The 17351-nt window shown below is 43.8% G+C and carries 18 protein-coding genes; 6 read left to right on the top strand and 12 right to left on the bottom strand.

Annotation, left to right across the window (positions count from 1 at the left end):
• Both traD and mobH read right to left on the bottom strand, forming a co-directional pair.
• Positions 1-1977 (bottom strand): conjugative transfer system coupling protein TraD, encoded by a 1977-nt coding sequence (gene traD, locus Electrica_RS26320; protein WP_048242093.1) that lies wholly within the window; start codon positions 1975-1977, stop codon positions 1-3.
• Positions 1970-4672 carry a MobH family relaxase gene (mobH, locus tag Electrica_RS26315; RefSeq protein WP_007372219.1) on the bottom strand — a complete coding sequence of 901 codons (2703 nt, stop codon included), beginning with the start codon at positions 4670-4672 and terminating at the stop codon, positions 1970-1972. The genes traD and mobH overlap by 8 nt, the downstream gene beginning before the upstream one ends.
• A 205-nt stretch (positions 4673-4877) precedes the next feature.
• Here mobH and Electrica_RS26310 point away from each other — a divergent pair.
• From Electrica_RS26310 to Electrica_RS26300, 3 genes are all read left to right on the top strand, one after another.
• Positions 4878-5722 (top strand): IS5 family transposase gene (locus tag Electrica_RS26310; RefSeq protein WP_141963343.1). Its coding sequence is split into 2 segments (ribosomal slippage): positions 4878-5223 and positions 5223-5722, totalling 846 coding nucleotides; the frame shifts between segments, so codons are not numbered across the junction.
• A 17-nt stretch (positions 5723-5739) separates the two neighbouring features.
• On the top strand, positions 5740-6309 hold the full coding sequence (locus Electrica_RS26305; RefSeq protein ID WP_016241589.1) for a hypothetical protein: 570 nt from the start codon (positions 5740-5742) through the stop codon (positions 6307-6309).
• Between the two features lie 22 nt (positions 6310-6331).
• Positions 6332-7231 (top strand): DsbA family protein, encoded by a 900-nt coding sequence (locus Electrica_RS26300; RefSeq protein ID WP_016241590.1) that lies wholly within the window; start codon positions 6332-6334, stop codon positions 7229-7231.
• Between the two features lie 39 nt (positions 7232-7270).
• On the opposite strand, the gene Electrica_RS26295 is transcribed toward Electrica_RS26300, so the two are convergent.
• Complete coding sequence (locus tag Electrica_RS26295) at positions 7271-8746, bottom strand: UvrD-helicase domain-containing protein (protein ID WP_007372217.1); 1476 nt, start codon at positions 8744-8746, stop codon at positions 7271-7273.
• A 175-nt stretch (positions 8747-8921) separates the two neighbouring features.
• On the opposite strand from Electrica_RS26295, the gene Electrica_RS26290 reads away from it, so the two are divergent.
• On the top strand, positions 8922-9209 hold the full coding sequence (locus Electrica_RS26290) for a DUF1294 domain-containing protein (RefSeq protein ID WP_007372216.1): 288 nt from the start codon (positions 8922-8924) through the stop codon (positions 9207-9209).
• A gap of 48 nt (positions 9210-9257) precedes the next feature.
• Here the strand turns inward: Electrica_RS26290 and traA are convergent, their stop codons facing one another.
• Positions 9258-9593: a TraA family conjugative transfer protein gene (traA, locus tag Electrica_RS26285; protein WP_007372215.1), complete on the bottom strand. Its 336-nt coding sequence runs from the start codon at positions 9591-9593 to the stop codon at positions 9258-9260.
• A gap of 261 nt (positions 9594-9854) precedes the next feature.
• Between traA and Electrica_RS26280 the strand changes: the two genes are divergently transcribed.
• The gene (locus Electrica_RS26280; protein ID WP_016241591.1) at positions 9855-10427 is read left to right on the top strand and encodes a phospholipase D family nuclease; all 573 of its coding nucleotides are present in this window, start codon (positions 9855-9857) and stop codon (positions 10425-10427) included.
• Positions 10428-10462: 35 nt separating this feature from the next.
• Here Electrica_RS26280 and Electrica_RS29060 read toward each other — a convergent pair whose 3' ends face one another.
• From Electrica_RS29060 to Electrica_RS26240, 8 genes are all read right to left on the bottom strand, one after another.
• Positions 10463-11155, bottom strand: a complete 693-nt coding sequence (locus Electrica_RS29060; protein WP_016241592.1) for a hypothetical protein — start codon at positions 11153-11155, stop codon at positions 10463-10465.
• A gap of 58 nt (positions 11156-11213) precedes the next feature.
• Complete coding sequence (locus tag Electrica_RS26270; protein ID WP_007372213.1) at positions 11214-12542, bottom strand: prolipoprotein diacylglyceryl transferase; 1329 nt, start codon at positions 12540-12542, stop codon at positions 11214-11216.
• Positions 12543-12774: 232 nt separating this feature from the next.
• Positions 12775-13854: a restriction endonuclease gene (locus tag Electrica_RS26265; RefSeq protein WP_142255943.1), complete on the bottom strand. Its 1080-nt coding sequence runs from the start codon at positions 13852-13854 to the stop codon at positions 12775-12777.
• 11 nt (positions 13855-13865) lie between these two features.
• Complete coding sequence (locus Electrica_RS26260; RefSeq protein ID WP_016241594.1) at positions 13866-14234, bottom strand: hypothetical protein; 369 nt, start codon at positions 14232-14234, stop codon at positions 13866-13868.
• Positions 14235-14313: 79 nt separating this feature from the next.
• A complete protein-coding gene (locus Electrica_RS26255; RefSeq protein WP_016241595.1) occupies positions 14314-14622 on the bottom strand; it encodes a hypothetical protein in 309 nt (102 codons plus the stop codon).
• Complete coding sequence (locus Electrica_RS26250; RefSeq protein ID WP_016241596.1) at positions 14619-15254, bottom strand: hypothetical protein; 636 nt, start codon at positions 15252-15254, stop codon at positions 14619-14621. Before Electrica_RS26250 ends, Electrica_RS26255 begins: the two co-directional genes overlap by 4 nt.
• Positions 15255-15260: 6 nt before the next feature.
• Positions 15261-15989 (bottom strand): signal peptidase I, encoded by a 729-nt coding sequence (gene lepB, locus Electrica_RS26245; RefSeq protein ID WP_007372211.1) that lies wholly within the window; start codon positions 15987-15989, stop codon positions 15261-15263.
• Between the two features lie 4 nt (positions 15990-15993).
• Complete coding sequence (locus Electrica_RS26240; protein ID WP_016241597.1) at positions 15994-16410, bottom strand: hypothetical protein; 417 nt, start codon at positions 16408-16410, stop codon at positions 15994-15996.
• A gap of 170 nt (positions 16411-16580) precedes the next feature.
• Here Electrica_RS26240 and Electrica_RS26235 point away from each other — a divergent pair, with 170 nt between their 5' ends.
• Positions 16581-17351 carry a hypothetical protein gene (locus Electrica_RS26235; protein ID WP_016241598.1) on the top strand — a complete coding sequence of 257 codons (771 nt, stop codon included), beginning with the start codon at positions 16581-16583 and terminating at the stop codon, positions 17349-17351.

Genomic DNA, 17351 nt, shown 5'->3' with positions numbered 1-17351 from the left:
TTACCCCTCGGCGCTGATACGTGATTTTTCACCACGAACCTTTTGTTGACGTTCGTAGATTGAAAGGTACTTTTTAGCGATAGTTCGGACATCGCTTAACTCGGACTCATTCCTCGGCATTAATATGACGGGGACTTTACCTTTTACTATTTTATTAGCCTGATTTATGGCCATGCATTCGAGGTTGGGTAACCAACCTAGCAGTTGAGATTGAAATAACTCGCCTTCTTCCTCCATCAATCGTTCCCCGACACTGCCGGTGATTTGTTCAGGATCTGCACCTGCGCTGGAGCCATGACCACGCATAATATATTTGAACTTTGTCGGTGGTACTCGTTTCATGACTGCTTCCTGGGCATCAGGATCTGGTGTGCGTAGCGCCGTAAAGTGGTTCGTATTGGTTATAACCTGCTTCATTTTGGCTTCTGAACCGAGACGGGCTTCGAAGTCGGAAGTCGATTGCGACGAAATAAATAAGCGGAACCCAGCACCACGGGTTTTATTCAACATTTTAATAACTTGGTCATTAATAACTTCAGCTGCTTCATCGATTAACACCATTACAGAAGCCAAGTCCTGACCACCAGGTTTTAAAAAATTGTACACAGTCGAGCTAACAGATGTTATATCAGACAGGAAAATAGAACCGACCGCAGATCCAGTCTCAGCATCTGCAAGGGAATTTAACCCCAAATACAACATTCCCCCGGTAGTGATGATATCCTGAATATTCGAAATTGGACGAGTATCATTCAGTTCATCTTCATCAGCACTGTCAGGGGATAACAACTCTGACATAAACCCTTGAGTTAGTTGACTAAGAATTGGCATCACGTTCAGAATCATTTTCTGGAAGTGTTCGCGCTGATGACCGAACATATCAATACCGGCTTCAATTGAAGTATCGCCTTTCCCTTTATTACCTTTAATGTCATTTCGGTAAATGTCTGCACATATTTCTGCTATTTCTTTTGGGCCTTTAATTTTAGACGAGTAACGGTCAATTTTCGCCTGTAAAATAATGTCGAAATCGGACTCTCCTAAAGTCTTGTGGCCGAATTTAGTGATGGCCATAATCAATAGAGATGCTAATGAAGAGATGTCAGCACTCAGTTGTGATTTAATATTGCGTAAAGTCGGTTTGATTTCACAGATTTTCATCAGCTCAACAACCGTAGTTAATGACATAATACCAAATGAAACAAACGGATTGCTCGTACTATCAGCACGTTGAATAACCGATGTAATTCTGTTAGCTACCTCGCCAGCCTGAGTGTAGTTAGTAATTGGAGATATTCGAGCTGATTTTTCAGGATGCGCCAATGAAACGTAATTATATTTCGTTGAGCGATCCACCAATTCCAGACAGAACTTCATCCATTCAGCCAGTTCTTCATCATTTTTGGGGTCAATGAGGATTAGTGGTTGTTTTTTTAGTGCGGCTTGAAGAATAAGTAGTTTAAAATATGTTGTTTTGCCTGAGCCGGTTGTGCCAGTTATAAGCGTATGCAACGATAAAAGTTCTTCAGAAATTCCGATCCATTCGTTTTTTTTACCTAGCGCATGAATCCAGCCGAGGCCCATAAAATTTTTGGATGGTTTGGCTACAAATTTCTTTATGTCACGCTTTATCAACTCAGATGCCAGTTGACCCTCATTCTGGCCCCACTCAAAGCCTCTGCAAATAAGATAGCTGTCAGGCTCACGAATCATCTGTTCGATAAATGATTTCATGTCCATTACGAGTGGTTTTGGTTTTCGCTTCAGGCGGCGTTTGTGCGTATAAATATCCCATGCTGCCGGGAGACTACGAATACCATAAGCAGCCTGGACTGCAACTGAGAGGTAACAGGGTAGAGATGGCATGTTAAACAGTGTATTAACCCCGATAGTTGCGGCTATACCTGCTGTCCAACCAAGAGTCTCAAGGCCTTCAAAATTTGTGCGCCAACGTAAGTTATATTTCCACTCACTCATCTTTATCCACCATTTGATTATGCATTCGTTCACTATTAGGAAGAATGTAGTCAACACCGGTCTTTGAATAGAAATCAAAGTGCATCAGCATAATCTTCTGCAATTGAGTAATATCAATGCCGAGTTCATCCGCAATACGTCGCTTTAAGGCAACGCTTACGGCAATGACAGGCTCTCCAGAATAGGTTCGCTTCAGCATACCTTTTGAAATCATTTCATTGCATAAATCTGTAATGTTGTAATCTTTATCAGAAACATCAGTTAAAGCAGAGTAAAGCAGATCGTTAAACTTCCCATCCATCAGCAAGTCGATATCATTATTAAGTTCTTTTCTGAGATATAAGCACTTCTGAGTACGATGGAAATAATACTGGGCTGGGGCTTCCATAAACCTTTGCCATAACCAGTTGGAGTCCTGAAGCAGAGCATAATTACGCTCATCAAAATCTTTATCAATAGCAATGATTAAGTGGCCTGATTCAATGAAAAGATCGTCTGAGTGGTCGGTAACATATTTAACGAGAAATTCTTTGGCCGCTTCAAGACCAGATACGTATAGCTGACTAAATTTATCGTAAAATTTTACGTTAGCCGGTATGTTGGCCGAAGTATCCGCATGAGCCGAGTAACCAAAATCGTTATCAGCTTTCACGTCATCCTGCCACATGGAATCATAATCTTCGTAAATTGAATAATCATCAATTACCTCACCAGACTGAATGCCGGTATCGACAGCATCCTGGTGCAGCTGAATTTCCTTTAATGCCTGACGGGTAGGTGAGGGCTGGGTCTGATCCAATGCATCGCTTGAAGTTGGTTCGTTGCTATTATACGAGTTGATGATTGAATGAAACTCAAGGGTTTCGTTCAGAGTTTTATGGTTTGGTTCTTTTATAAGTGAACTGGGTACAGAGAACTCAATCTCTGTTTGTGCCGATGCCAGGGTTTCTTTGAGGGAAAGACGGCGCTTGGGTTCATTATTCTCCGACACTGGCTTTGGTTGATTATCTTTGAGCCCTTTTGATTCCCCGCTGCCCGCCAGCTCAGTTGTTGGTGAATTAGTGTCATCCAGACAATCTTTTTGATTTTTGGTACTGGTATTTCTTTCCTTTACACGATTGTAGTCCTCATCAGAAAGCAGATTGAGCTTATGCAGCAGTTCGTGGGCGTTTTCCGGCGTAACCTGTCGGTTTCCAAAAATACTCTCCAGTGGAGATTCCTGTTCATCAGCAATGATTGTTCCGCCCTGTAAAACTGAGCGGTCGACCTCATTCGGTATTCCGGTTGACGGAACCGGCTTCTGACCAATGTAGGGTTCGCTTTCGACGAGTTTTGGCTGGTTTGGCCTCCCGGTCAGGTATTCCACCCATTTACCTTCAATACGGATGCGGCTGCTGCATGGTAGAGGGTCAACAGTATCGACAAATAGTACTTCTGGAGATATCAGAAGGATGCAGCTCAACGCAACTTTAGGGTCTTTGCTTTCTCTTGAACTTTTATCATTCAAGATATGAGGGGCAATACGCCAGTATGCAGTGTCATCGTCCTGGTGAACGTTTGGTCGACAGAGATGATAACTTAGCATCAGGTCAGCCAGACTATTCTGGGTTTGTGGAATAACAGCGCCGGAGTTCCTAACGGTCTCAATAATATCCTTGACCGCAACACCCCAGACGATGAATACGCCATAGGTAGTCACCCATACAGGGCTTCCTGGCTTGTTGGGAATCCAATCTCCTTTTTTCAATCTATGGCGCATGGCATCAACTACACGCTGAACCGCAGGTACACCTGACTGGCTTGCACGAATCGCATCACCGGCGTATTGCCGCATATCATAGTTAACGGATGCTGAGTCGGCGGCCTTAATGGTAGTGAGGATCTTGTTTTTGACGTCCTGACCACTGATTTTTTCTGCATTGAGCTGCGCACTGGCATTCAGTGCCCGGGTCAATTCATTGAAAATATCATTCCCGCCGTTAAGAAGGTAAACATGCATTTCTTTTGGCATGATCATCAACAACATATTGCTCGTGCTGGAGGTATGCTGGCGGTGACGGCCTGGTTTCCATACAAGATAGTATCTTTTTACATTGTTCTCTTTTGCCCAGACATGGATTGGTTCATGGCCTGGAGGCCAGTGAATTTTCCCGTCTTCGTTCCATACTTCAAAATCGGTAAATGGTTTCCCGAGGTCATGAAGTAGCCCACCAGCTGCGACTGCAAGTCGCCATGCTAATGCACGATTTGATTTATGTACGGGAACCGCCATTGAATCAAACTCGATGTTTTTAGAACGCCGGATACACTGGAAACACACTTCCAATGAATGACGCAACAATCCGGTTGCAGCACGGTGATGATGGTTTTCGGATGCCGGGAAGAGGTGAACAAAGTTAGCGAAATTTATCAGCATAGGAAGAATAAGCTGATTAAACTCAGAGTCCCTAATATCCAGTTCTCGTTTAATCGCCATCACAAGTGGTTTCTGGTAATGACGTAATACGTACTCACCCGGTACTTGAGCCGGGAATCCGATTTCGCTTGCCGGATAGCGCATATTATCTCGTGATGAAATGAGTTTCCCGATTTCTTCATCTACTGACATATCGATTTCGTCACCGAATAGATCAGTGGTAGCCTTTTTGTTATCAGGCAAAAAAGTATTCAGAATATTTTTAATGTGTCTCAGCATTAAAAGATTTCTCCGGTTAAGTACCTTGTAAGTTAACCGATTGAGAAAAAAATCGTGCTGGAAAATGACGACGTTTTGTCTTCATAAAACATAACGTCAAGGGTGAGAAATTAAGATAATGACGTTGCTATCCAATTGGAGACTAGGCTGTGTCCCTTAATCGTCTGAGCTATAGTAACCATCTGTTTCTACAACATATTGAACTATGGCCCGCTACGACCTTCCCGATGAAGCATGGGATATCATCCAGCCTTTACTGCCCGCTCAACCTGCAACACCACGGGCCGGACGCCCATGGGCGGAGCATCGTATGATCATCAATGGCATGTTCTGGGTGTTGTGCTCTGGTGCCCCATGGCGTGATTTACCTGAACGATACGGCCCATGGAAAACCGTATATAACCGCTTTAACCGGTGGTCTAAGTCGGGTGTGATTAATATTATTTTCAACAGGTTGCTTTCTTCTCTTGATGCTCACGGCCTCGTTGACTGGTCAGCTACTGCGCTGGATGGCAGCAATATCCGGGCACTCAGGTGCGCCGCCGGCGCGCAAAAAAACATCCCGATATCGCCGGAGATCATGGGCTGGGTCGCTCTCGCGGTGGTTTTGGCACCAAAATCCATATGGCGACGGATGCAGGCGGTCTCCCGTTAAATATCGTGCTGAGTCCCGGACAGGCTCACGAAAGCCAGTTCGCATTACGCCTTCTGGACGGAATTGGTGTTCAGCGCCAGAACGGCAGCATGAAACGTCGTGGTTATGCGGTGCTGGCTGACAAAGCCTACTCAGGACATGCGCTTCGCAATGAGCTGAAACGAAAAGGGATAAAAGTGGTTATCCCGCGGAAATCTAATGAAAAAATGGCAGCAGATGGTCGTTCACAGCTTGATCGTGATGCTTATCGTAATCGCAACGTTGTTGAGCGGTGTTTTGGCTGTCTGAAAGAATACCGTCGCATTGCCACGCGTTACGACAAAACGGCGAGGAATTATCTGGCGATGGTGAAACTGGGTTGCATTAGACTGTTTTACAAAAAATTATGCAATTAAAGGACACAGCCTAAGCAATGAAATTGGCGAATAAAATTGTTTTGCCCCTGCTGGTGGTTATTACCGGCGTAATCACCAGCGGTTGCAGTGGGACAGGTAAGCCACAACGTACTTACCTCGACGAAACGCGCAATCTCCCCGCCAGGGCCGAGTACCCCTACCAGTATCAGTACTCCGAATCCTGGCGTGGTACAGAACGCGGTGGCGCGGCTATACGTTACCCTGGGTATGAGCATACGCTCGTGAGTCCGTATGCCATCAATGATCCATCCGGGAAGCGATATGTGGCACATGACAATTACACCCAGGTCTTGCTCACTTCAGTGGCAAACACAAAGTATGCCAATGGGCCGCGTGGCACGTTCACACAGACCCCAGCATTTTGCGGGGAAAATACCTTTCTCCTTCCTAATAACACACAGAACGCCAGTAGGGCTGAATACCTCCGTATCAAAGATAAATACTGCTCAACACCTGGCTATCGGTTAAGTGCCCACGAATTAAATGTGCTTTCCAGTGGTGAACCGGAAGAGCTGCGGAAATATCGAATTCAGATGCAGATCGATAACCAACAACCTAAGTCCTAATCCATCAAAATGCGAGGGTACAATGGATAAGCAAAGAAATGAAAAGTGCAGTTCTGGAAATAAAACAATTTTTGCCTGGGCCGGGGGAATCGTTGTTGTAATCGGAATGGTTTGGTTGATGGTAATTAGTTTTATCTCGTACAAAACCCAGGTGATGACCAATCAACTGCTGGATAAAATTAGTACATCGCTGGCCAAGAACCCCGCAGTTCAACAGGGAGTGAACGGAAATATTCAGGACGAAGTAAAGGGTGCTCTTAAGTCTATCGCCGACCAAAAGCTCGCGGAAGAACGAAAGGCACTCTATAAAGGCTGGGACAAAGCAAATAAAAATACTGATGGCCGTTATATCTATGGCGAGCCTGGCGCTCGGTTTTCGTTGATCAACTATGAAGATCTGGAGTGTCCATTCTGCAAACGCTTCAAAGAAACGCCGAAGTATATCGTTGATACCGCGACAGCCGGGGCTGTTAACTGGGAATGGCGTCATTACCCTATGTCATTCCATGAGCCGGTCGCATCGAAGGGCGCAGCTGTTGCTGAGTGTATTGCGGAGCAGAAAGGGCCGAGTGCTTTCTGGGCCGTTACTGATTATTGGTTTAACCATACTGAAACAAACGGTAAAGGTTTTAAGGATGCGGACAGCATCCCAGCACTGTTTGAGGTAGACCAGGCGAAATTTGATACCTGTATGGGCAGTACTGAAGTGATTAAGCGCATTAAGCAGGATATGGAGGCCGGTTCAGCTGCCGGTGTTGATGGTACACCAACCACGATTGTGCGTGATAATGTCACCGGTAAAGAAGTCTCTGTTGTAGGCGCACAGCCCTTCTCAAAATTCGTTGAAGTGATCCAGTCTATGGTTGTCGATTCTCAGAGAGACACATCAGGCGAAGCCTCACCAGCTCAACAAGATAAATAGAAATAAAAAAGAGCCCTGAATTAACCAGGGCTTTTTTTGTCAGATTATCACTACTGAAACATTTCGCTCAATACGACTTCGGTATTCTTCTAATAGCTCCATTAACGAAGTATTGATGTTTACAGATTTCTTGGTTCTGGTAATAGTTACGTACAGCAGATTAAGTTCGTCAATAATTACTTCCCGTGGCTTCTTCATCACAACGGCTTCTATAATGGATGGGAAGTCGTCATTGATGATGACATGGTCAAATTCCTTTCCCTTCGAGGTATGGGCTGTGGTAACAATTAAATCAGCTTCCTTTTCTGTTCTGGCTTCATTCATCCTCATGGTCTCAACCATCCCGGGGATATCAGCATAGACTTCCATTAACTTAATCGCCCGCACCATGTCCACGTCCTTGGTGGTTTCTGCGATCTCTAAAAAATTTGCCCAGTTCCCGTATTCCGTAGTGATACGGTTATTTTTAATAGCAGCAATGTTACCTGTTTTTAGCGCATGTAAATCAAGGAGCTCGTCGAGACGGTATTTTGAAATACCTCCATTCCACATCACCCGTTTGCCCCACATAATCGACTCGTAGGCAGATTGTATGACTCCCATGTAGGTGCGGCTGATGATGGCGTAAAAGTTTTGATCCTGTATCGCCGATGGCTCAACGATAGCATCAAGACTACCCAGGCCTACCAAGGGGAACGTTTCACCCTTCATTGACAGCACAACGTTGGCCAGTGCTGCAACAAGAGGCCCAAACCGGAATGACTTAGTCAGGCGCATAACCTGAGCCCCGTGGTCTTCAACAATCTCAAGGGCGTTTTCCGCACCGCGCCAGCGGTTTATCACTTGGTGCTGGTCGCCGACAAAAACTTTGCAGCAGTTGTTTCTAAGAACGATATCGATCGTTACCGGATTTGCGTCCTGCGATTCGTCGAAGAGAATGACATTGTAGAACTGGTCTAGGGCTGGGTTCGATAACTGGAACAACTTGAGGATGGTATTCGGTGAGCAATAGGCATCGTTGAGTGGGTCAGATTGCATTTGCCATGTACGTTTTGCTGCACGTAGCGCTTGATCCAACCTGCTTTGAGATATTTTATCGGTTTTACTTAAGTCTTTAAGTACGTGTTCAGTAGTAATTTCGTGTTCATCTGAATTCATGAAATGGGTAAGCCCATTTATTGCAAGCTTAACCACTCTCCAGTCATCTTCACCCATCATTGCGCGGTATTCGCTCACGGATATAAACTGTCTGTATTTATGAGCAAAGTGTTTGTACCGGGTCACGGCCAAACCATGAGATGTTTTACACTCGACGTTTTTTGGGAATTTCTTTTTTGCATCATCTTTAATAGCTTTATTAAAAACGATATAGAGAATTTTGAGTGAGGGGTTTGCATCCGCGAATTCTTTTAGTGTAAAGGTCTTACCAGACCCCGCGTATGCCTGTACTGAAACAATACTGCCAGGTGTAGGTTTGAAACCTATGATCACGTTCTGTTCATCAGTTACCGGCATCAGAATTACCTTTATGTTAGATATCGTTTCATAGTACCTTTTGACACGGCGCGAATGATTTAAAAATGGGGGCAAATTGTACCCATTTTTAAGAATACAAATTTATCTGTTCATGAGTAATACAATAAGATAGTACCATCAAACTATTACTGCGGCCCTCAACAGGAGGTAATCTATGTTTTATTTATCGTCCTTTGTCTGGATGTCAATCTGGAGTCTGATTTCGATTTACATCTATTACAAAGATAAAAAGGCCGCGACTGCTGGCGAGTACCGTGTGGATGAACTGACGCTGGATGCGCTCATTGTGCTGGGCGGGTGGCCAGGTTGTTTCATTGCTCAACGAATGTTTAAACACAAAACACGCAGTGCTTACCAACGTCGGTTCCGGGTTATCGTTGCGGTCTGGATAGTTCTTTACATCGGATTATGGAATTTTCTATGGGCGGGAAATAAAATATGAAGATGTAAAAAAACCGGCCAGAGCCGGTTTTTTTTACATCCATGATGGTTACATGAATGCCGGTAAAGTGGTTTGCACTGCGTGGGATGCGGCCATCATGCCATTGATAATGTCCGGTGAGTAGTACAGGGAGATCGCACCACCAACAGCAACCGCCAGTGACATCAGACTCTGACGTACAACAGCAGCTGCGAGACCAACCAGAACGATAAGACCGATCAGCACCTTACCCAGAGAACCCTGCATGTAATCAGAGATTTTGAGCCATACATCGTCAAAACCTGCCTGGGTTGAACCAGAAGCGTGAGCGGTAACAATGGCAAGAATCAGAATGCCGGTGATCACCAGCGGGGTTTTAAACTTCTCAAATTTGATAGCGTTCATTTAAACATCCTTAATAACGAGTTTTAATAATTTCGATCTTTGGATGTTCTCCAGCTATTTAACGAGTTTGAGCCGGGAACTTTATTAATATAAAATTTGTTTTGTTTGATTTCATTGTTAAAGCAGGGCGTTATACAATAGCAATGTGTGATATAAGGTGACATTTATCCGTGTCTATTAACATATATGAAAATCTGGATGAAAACTTCTTTTTGAGTATGAAAGCCAACTTTACTAGTGTCACATTTAAACGAGGTGGATATGTTGAAATCAGAGGTGTTGGTCAGTACGTTGACATCGTTGGGATTATTATTTTTTTCTACTTTTGCACAGGCTGATAATCCAACAGAAGTAATGCTACCGGCTGGTGGCGTTAGAGTCGTTGTCGGATTTTCACCTGAAGGGTCTGCACAGAAAGCAATACTGGATCTGATCAATTCAGCTCAGCAGGAAATCCGTATGGCGGCATACTCTTTTACGTCACCCGTAATTGCGAAAGCATTAATTAATGCTCACCGAAGGGGAGTAGATGTCAGGATCGTAGTTGACAAAGGGCAAAATAATAACCGATATGCAGTCTCGACTATGAATACAGTAGTTAACGCGGGCATTCCGTTACGGACGAATGATCAATTTCTTCTGCACCATGATAAGTATTTGTGTGTTGATAGGATATCTGTTGAAACCGGTAGTTATAATTACTCAAGTTCGGCTTTCAATAAAAATAGTGAAAATAGCCTTGTACTTTATAACGCACCAGATGTTACAGCGCTGTATCTGGCCCACTGGGAATCTCGTTGGACTGGTGGTGTGGATTACATACCTAATTATTGAATTTTAATCAGGGTTCGGGATGAACCCTGATTTTATCATTTAAGAAACGCTTCAAGTTCGTCCATATCCAGGTCGTTATAAAATGAACGCCAACCTTTACGGGCTAAATTCGGATGCAGCATTTTGATGTTGCTTAATGGCATAATGCTGCTTAGTCCCATTTTAATAAAGTATTCATATACCAGGCGGCTGTACCGGTCAAAATCGGTAAGCGGTCTCGACAGAAGGTATGCTGCCTCTGACATAGTCAATCCCTGTATATGCAACCTGTAACCCAGCAGACGGCTGCATGTATCGCGCATAACACCGCGTGTTAGCGGGAATAACTCATCACTTACAAGATGTTCAGGTAAGTGAGTTCTCGGGCACTGAACAGGATTTATACCCCTGATATAGCACTCATCATTCTCAAGGATACAAAACTGGGGTTCCGGGCCGGAAAAAGAGTTACCAAGAAAGCCGCAGGGATCGATCACGCCACCACCCTTAAGTGCTATCCATCCGTACTGAGTTTCAGTGACTTGGTATAACCCACGATCTCCTGGATTGATGCGTTCTTTGACCTTTTTTCGACGTGTTCCTATAGTAGCAGTTCCGGCAATTACTCCCTGATCTACCAGTGCTCGGCATACGATGTAGGATCTCGCCTCTGACCATTCAATCCAGGGTAAACCAATGTGGTAACTGGTCGAAACCAGCCTTAAGCCGTCGATGCATGAATCTGTCATGTAACTTCTCCCGAAAAAAAAGCGCACCAAAGATGCGCTCGTATTTTCAATTCAACAGTCAGGCTTTGGATTTTTTGGCCAACTTGTCCGTTTGCTTAGAAAGTTCCTTTTTTGTGAATTTGAGGGAATCGGTTCGTTTATCAGGATCGCCAACAGCCTGAAGAATCAACGAGTAGGAGTTTTCGCCATTGAGTACAAAGAGGTCGGTTGCCTGCGACCATGCCCCCTTGTTTTCAGAACGCTGTACCCGCAGGATATTTCCTGGGAGGAGTGAGACTGACCAACCTTTTTCATCAGAAAGGTATACGTTGACCTTACCTTTCGATGGTAACAAGAATACTTTTGATGAAAAGGTTGAATAAACGAATACCGTATTTTGTCCCTGCGAATTGTATTCAACAGTTTTAAAGTGCCCACTATAGTCCAGGTCAGCGCCAGTAAGCGCATTCTTCTCCTGAACAACAAACTGTTGGGCTGTATAGCCTTCTGATGCTGCTTTATAGTCTGACGTAGCAGTAGTTTTAGTGGGTTCCGTATAACCGAACTCAGCTGGGTCAATTTGATGGCCAGAGGTATCTTTAGTGATGTTTTCAACACCTGCAATATCACGTGTGGTAGGTGATGGCGGTGTTTGAACCGGGTTGGTCTGCGCCGCAGCGTGTTGATTTGGTTCTGCTGTAACTGGAGCTGAAGCCGGGGCTTCACTAGTGGCCCCAGATAGTGCTTTTTTAGCGATTTCCTGTGCAGGAGTTATCTCAACCGTTCCAGGTTGCTCTGCGTTTTGTGAAACCTCGCTACCGTCAGTAAACCCAGGTTCAGCCTTAATTGAGTCAACCAATGACTGCGTAGCAGGATCTGACTTAGATACAACTGGTGAATTTGCATCCGGGTTAGCTGGTGGCGTGGTTGTGGCCATTTTTAGCATCTGATCGCCAAGATTATCAGACGATGCAGGGGAAACACCGGCGCTATCTTGCTTTGTGACAGTAGGTTCACTTTTATCATCATCAGGGGGCGCTGATGCGGGTTCCTGTTCATTATTTGTGATAGGAAGTGTCAGTGTTGGCTGAGGCCCAGCCTCATCGGTATCAAGGTCATCGTCATCCACATCGATACCATGTTGTTTTGCAATATCCGGGTTAACGCTGATCCCACTCTTTGCAACTTCGACGATAGATAGGTTCGGTTCTTTGTCTGGTTTACCATTCATTAAAATAAATGCGCCTAATGTGCTTACCGCAAAGATACCGGCAACCAGGATACTCAAGGTTTTTTTAGAAAATCGCGCCTTAACACTGGGGGTTTCATCTCCAGCATTCTGCGCTGCGCGTTCGCGTAATTTCTCCTGGCCGTATTCAGCACTTGTGCCACGTTTTTCACTCGTCATTGAAAACCTCGTTGATCACTATTCGTTCTGGCCGAAGCCCCAACTCACGGTGTATATGAAAGTGAGCATGATATGGAAAGCCCCATAATCGCGTGAGATGGTTGCCCCGGAATTGATTAGGAAAATATGCTCTCGCGATAATAAACGGATTATATCTTGAGGGAGGTAGCTCTCGAAATTTTGCGGCCTGAAAACGACCGCAAAATGAGATGGTTTTCTTGAAAATAGATTTCTAGAGGTTACGGGTTCCTTTACAAATTGGGTAAGCCGAGCAACCATAGAAATAATTTCCATTCGACATTCTTCTAACCATTTTGCTATGGCAACGGGGACAGCTAGGTATGACATTAAGATCGTATATTTGATTCTCACCTGGACCAACATTTATTATCTCAGTGGCAGGCGGGGGGATTTCTTTATCCTTGATTATTTTCAGAAGTCTGGAACCATCGATAAGCGATAATGTTCCTTTAACATTTGCGCTAAGAGCGAATTCCCATGCATCCTGAGTAAAGAACCCAGAGGTGATGATATAACCCCGCTCATATGCATTGGCTTGCACTACACCGTAAATTTCGCGGACTACCGAGACTCCTACTTTGCTGGTTTTCCATAATTTGCACTGTACCATTTCGCGGCGACCATCTTTTTGCAGCAGAATGTCGACTCCGCCGTCAGCTCCTGTATTAGTCAGAGTTGCTTTGTAGCCATTGAGTTCGAAATGCAGTCTTATAATCTTTTCGAATTGCTCCCATGTCATATTCGAGAGAATTTTCTGGGAATCATTTCCATCCTGAATGGAGGAGTAAATTCGACGTACTTCAGCAAGTTGTACATTTTTTAGCAATGTTGCGACAAACATCATCATCGAAAGGGTTAGAGATGCGCCTCGAAGGATTTCAGGGAGTATGTTACTCACGCCTACAGCAAAACGATTCATTACGAGTGCTAGGTCATCAGTACTGCTTGCAATAAACTGATAATACAAATCGCCTGGAACGTACACATAATTAGTAAGAGAAAGAATATATAGCAAGCAGGAAATCGGGAAGCCGATATACCACCGGAAAAAATTGGTTTGCTGGCTAGCACCACTGTTTCTCCATGACTGGATATTAAAAATAACGCCGAAGACTTCCTTTCCTGTACGGGTCATCGACATCTGGAGAGACAATTGTGTAATAAAGAGGCCCGCAATGACCAACGGGCCATCATGTAGAAAGAATAAAGCTAATGACGCTAGCAGGAAAAAGCACCACTGGAATTTGGCGCATCGGGACATTCCTTTTGCTGCCAATTTTCTAAAAACCATATGGTCACCATTCATTCAGAATTAATTCTAAGAAAGGTGCGCCTCAGTATCCCATTACAGTTATCAATGAATACATCGTAAAACATGACTGATAAACAAATCAGGGCAAATGTATAAACGATGATTTCTTCAACATATGGAAAATCAGGGTAAATCGCACCTAAATAAATTGCTGACAGTACAAGATACCCACCCCACAATTGGAACAACCGTGGTCTTACTAACAACCATGTGAGTAACGCCAGTACCACTAAGTTTGCAATGCCTATGGCGTTGATCGTCTTTATGGAAGTGAGCGGCACAAAGTACAGAACGCAATAAACGCTACATATCAGAATCACAATGGCGTAAATCACAACACGCTGGAGTAGAGAGTTCATGGTTTCCTCATACACTTTACAGGCCTGTATAACAGAATACCACCGTGTAGCGATTGACGAAGCATATCAGTGTATCTAGTTAATCATTCTCATCTCCCTCACAAGCAATTTGGCTCGGCATCCAATAAGGATGATTTGAAGTCTTGACGTAACTGAACACCATTCTGCATGGAACGCTCGTTAAGTTCGCAACTATCATACTTCTGTCACTGTTTTCAAGGAATTCAGCGCCAGAAAGTTCATTTTCATTCCAGAGACCAGCATTAGAAAGGGTTGCCATCGCATCTGGAAGCGCGTTTATTGCCTTGGTTGCGGGAATTGGTAATTTATCCCGACTTCCACAACCCAGGATAAGGAAGCATAAAAGAACAGTCGTGATAGATTTCATTCTCTCTTCCTCATTTTGGTGTTGTGGGTATTAAAGAGGTCGATGGCTTCAGTTCCCGTGATGGGTATCCAGTAAGGAGGGATGGCTGGAGCCTCATAAAATGGAATTCTCCCGCAGCCTGCTACGGGTAGAGAACAAACAAACAGGATTTCGTCGAACTGGTTTTCAAGTGCCCACAACTGGCTGTACCCAACTAATCCATTTAATTTTGCTTCATGGTGAATTTTCAGAATCGAAAATACAGCCTTCGCAAAACCAAATGGTGGGTTACCAAAGCGTATTGGATCGATACCCAGCGATGTCAGTGCAGACTTCGATATATCATTAAACCTATTGAATAGCGCAGAGCCATGTTCATGGTCTGTTCTTAGGGCAAAAGGAATAGTATTGTCGGGGCTAATTAAGCATTGCTCTTTGAATTGACGGAAACCAGACACACGTTGGATATGGCATTCGACTGATCGCAGAAACAAATCAGGCACACAAAAATCATGAGCAGTAAAACCTTCGAATCCTTCATCGTTACAGAGCTGGTTTGTTAACCTGAACCACAATTGGTAGGCAGATAGTACCTCCTCGTAAGTGCTTCTGACCTCCACATTATTGGTTTTGTAAAAGGTTTCGATCATCATGACTGATTACCTTTGATGCGGCTGCTGTCGTTGTTTAATGGAACGGTCACCTGAATCCCCACGCGCCAGAAAGCCTAAATTGACGATCCTGAAATTTACTCGCCCTACGAGACTATCATGGGGAATGAGACCTCTGAGGTTCCTAGGTGTGCCAGGGGGATTGTCCCAGTAACGGGAATCAAGCGAATGGTCTCGGTTATCACCGGCCATAAAGTAGTATCCTTCGGGAATGATCCATTTCTTACCCGTTTTCACGTAGCCGATACGGTTATCTGTCTGGAAGATATAACTTTGACCGGCAGTGTCGGTATCTGCCTGGTATTGAGTAGTAAAACCATCTTTTTTAATCTGGTTTCCGTTTTGTTTACCGTTTATCGAGAAGATTTTCTCTTCGTTGTATGTGACGGTATCGCCAGGAATACCTAATACGCGTTTGACATAGTAAACGCCGGGAACAGAAGGGGCGTTAAAAACGAGTACGTCCCCACGCCTAATAGCGCGATGATCGAATAAACCACCTACACGCTGAGCGATAACCAAGTCTCCAGGTTTTATAGTTGGGTACATGGATTCTGTCGGGATCAGGAATACACCGCCGAGAAACTGAAAGGACACAATAACCGCAAGCGACAATGAGGAGGAAACTATCAACCAATGTTTTGGACGACGAGACCTTATCAGCTGATAAGAGAGGTAAAGTGCAGAGATGATAAAAACAATAATTAACGGTTTCATGGAGTTATATACCACGCTTAATATTTTTTGCGTAATTAGAGAGCGATTTACCCAAAAACAGGTATACGAGACAGGTGAAAAGGTAAACAAAATGGATGCTGGTGGTTTTTTGGGCTAAAGTGAAAAATTGGTTCGCCTGCCCACCAGCTAATGTGTAATTGAGTTGAACTGTTGGTTTTTCAGCATCGACATAAAAACTTCTAGTTTTCATGAAGGTTAACGGCTTGAAAAATACTTTATAACCAACTCGTGCATAAATTGTGCATGTTGTAATGGTTATTACCAACGGCACATAGAATGGAATAATTGTATTGAGCCAGCACAATAATGACCACACCAGCACTGAATCCAGTAGAAACCTGGCAATAGAGTTGGCCTGCGTTCTGCCCGCTACCACCATAATGGGTATAAATTTAACCATGAAATCCACCATAGTTATACTTGTTTACACCATCTTATAGACAGACAAATTTTCTCCGACTTTTTTTGAACGCAAAACGACCCCGAAAAACGGACATTATATGGTCAGGAATTTCGATAGTTTAAGAGAACATGGTAAATTTTTTCTATCGAAATTTGTGGAGAATTGAAATGAGCAGTGATGCCACTAAGATGGTTGAAGCCTTTGTTAAAGACCCATTAAGTTACGATAGATTTGGGCCAGAGCTTATTTCAAATCAAAAATGTGTCCTCAACATCAATGGGCATGAAATGTCAATTGATGAAGCAGTTAAGATGAGTGATATTGAAAAGTCGCTCTTAGATGAAATTTACCATCTCATAGACGCAATGACAAAAGCGGAAGTCAATTTCTCAAAGGGAAAAAAGAATCTTTTTCGTCGGATGTTCGATCATTTAACAGGTTCCGAAATCTTACGGAAAGCCCAGCTAGATATTTATAACAAAGTAGTTATGAAACTATGCGAACGGATACCTGATCATTTCAAAATGCTAACCGCTCATGCTGAAATCACGAAGGGTTTGGAGGCAATCTATGCGCAAGATATTCATCAGCTAGAGGTTTTCATAGATGTTGTTGAGTCATATCTGAAAAATAAGAACGAGTGTGACTATAGTGTCACAAGCAATGAATATATGGCAATTAACAGGCTACGGATAAGAGTTAATAACTTTCAGGGAGTTCTTGTTGGTTTAAAACTAAGTCAGGTTCAAGCACAAATGAGCTATGAAACAGCTGTCGATGTAAAAGATAGCCTTCGAGATATTAAAGATAATTTATTACCTATGTGGGAAGGGCAGGCTAAGAACATCAACGCCAGTGGTGTTTGTAGTGGTATTGATGAAGTGGCTCATGAAAAATTCAAGAAGCTGGTCAATAAATTAAATAAGAACATAAGGTGA

Origin of the sequence: Klebsiella electrica (assembly GCF_006711645.1) — a bacterium.
Lineage (GTDB): Bacteria > Pseudomonadota > Gammaproteobacteria > Enterobacterales > Enterobacteriaceae > Klebsiella > Klebsiella electrica.
The sequence above is the reverse complement of the archived record's forward strand: the minus strand, read 5'-3'. Positions and strand labels throughout refer to the sequence as shown.